The sequence below is a fragment of the Acinetobacter seohaensis genome (assembly GCF_056431365.1).
This window is the reverse complement of record NZ_JBWKMK010000090.1, coordinates 1-1781: the sequence shown is the minus strand read 5'-3', so window position 1 is coordinate 1781 and position 1781 is coordinate 1. Positions and strand designations below refer to the sequence as shown.

General features: G+C 37.7%; 3 protein-coding genes. 2 read left to right on the top strand and 1 reads right to left on the bottom strand.

Going from position 1 to position 1781, the window contains the following annotated elements; genetic code table 11:
* Positions 1-119 precede the first annotated feature (119 nt).
* The gene (locus AC07E5_RS09845) at positions 120-1019 is read left to right on the top strand and encodes a TniB family NTP-binding protein (RefSeq protein ID WP_498625355.1); all 900 of its coding nucleotides are present in this window, start codon (positions 120-122) and stop codon (positions 1017-1019) included.
* On the top strand, positions 1016-1690 hold the full coding sequence (locus tag AC07E5_RS09840) for a TniQ family protein (protein WP_498625353.1): 675 nt from the start codon (positions 1016-1018) through the stop codon (positions 1688-1690). Before AC07E5_RS09845 ends, AC07E5_RS09840 begins: the two co-directional genes overlap by 4 nt.
* Here AC07E5_RS09840 and AC07E5_RS09835 read toward each other — a convergent pair.
* Positions 1687-1781: transposase domain-containing protein (locus AC07E5_RS09835; RefSeq protein WP_141192749.1), on the bottom strand; the 95-nt coding region annotated here is incomplete at its 5' end. The two genes, AC07E5_RS09840 and AC07E5_RS09835, sit on opposite strands and share 4 nt — an antisense overlap.

The following is a 1781-nucleotide window of genomic DNA, read 5'->3' as shown; positions in this document are numbered from 1 at the left end:
TTAGCAACAGGAGGTGTTGCTGAATATATATCCATGTTCATGGATTAAGTCCCCACTTGTTTTTAGGTGGGAACTAAATTAAGGCTTATAGGATCGCTTGGTAAGGCTGTGTTAGCCGGATGCTTACTGATGAATTCATGCAGGCGTTTAATGGAATTCAACAATGTGCGGAGCGCAGTGTCGCGTACAAAGAACCTATTGGAAGTATGCTTCTGGCAAAAGGTGGTCTTGGGAAAACAACCCTATGTAATACGATTGTGAGTCAAATGCCACGATCCATCAAAGTAGAAAAAGATCGCAAAAAAACGATTATTCCCGCATTCTATGTTGAGGTTCCTTCACCAGCTACAGTGAAGTCTTTAGCAATAACAATGTTACACAAGCTAGGGGATCCATCGCATCACACAGGCACAACCTCCTACCTAACAGATAGATTAGGCTATTTACTGCAACAATGTGAAACCAAGCTTGTTTTTCTTGATGAGTTTCATCATTTATTTGAACGTAAAGCAACATCTACCCGTTTAAATATTACAGTGAGCAATTGGCTTAAGACTTTAGTCAATGAAACAGGTATAAGCTTTTGTCTCGTTGGTTTACCTGAATTTGCAGAATTCATTCAAGTTGATAGTCAAATCGCGAGGCGATTTCCTTTTCATTATCAATTAAACCCTCTTACTTTAGGCACTCAAACCTCGCCAGGAACACTTTACCCTTTTCTCAAAGAAGTCAGTCACAGGGCATCAGAAATTCAAATTTCGTTTTCGCCAGATTTTGATAACTTTCTATTGAGAGTACAAATATATACAGCAACAAAAGGCTATCATGCTTATGTCATGAGCTTGATACGTGAAAGCATGGCAATTGCCTTGGCAGAAAATAGAAATACCATAACTATCAATGACTTTATTCAGGCTTGGAACCTAGGGATTACATCATTTATCAGTAAACAAATAACCAATCCTTTTGAAATGTCTTTATCAAGCCTAGCTAGTACTCTAAAAAAGGAGTACTCATGACATTAGTTAGCAACCTTCTTATTCATCCCATTCCTTATGATGGCGAATCGGCAGAGAGCTTCTTAGCAAGAGTTGCTGAGCTTAATAGACATTCATCTATCGAGAGATTAATTAATAAAGAGCAGAGTCATTTCTTAGCAAAAAGCGCTCCAAATTGTAAATTAGCAGATCTTCCACGTTTTATGTATGTCTTACAACTACTTAATATAGACCTAAAGCATCAAAGTATTGCTTTTGCAAAAGCTGGCCCCACAAGCCGATCAGCGAGAAAATGGAGTAATCTAGAACTACATGAAGATTTACTAAAATACTACCCTTATTCTTATTGCCCACAATGCATAGAAGAACAGCCATTTTTTAAAAAAATTTGGCTTTTAAGACCCTTATATGCATGCCCTATACACTCTATTTTCCTTGTCGATAAATGTTATCAATGTGGATACTCTATATCGCTTAGCTCAGGAGTGACAAAGTGCAGTCATTGCCATACGCTATTGCAAGATGCACCTAAGATTAAATGTTCTTCAATACGAGTCATTAGATGGTTTGTCGAAATACTTAATCATGATTCAAATGAATTCTTTAAACACTTCACTGCATACTGGCTAGCAATACTTAGCTTTTCTAAGCTTGATAGTAAGCGTCCGCTGAACCCCATGCCTATTTTTTAATTTGAGTTGGATTTCCAGCGGTGTGGTAGCAATTCTTCAATCTGAGTCACTTTATGTGTCGGCAACCTTTTCAGCACATCACTTAAATAGG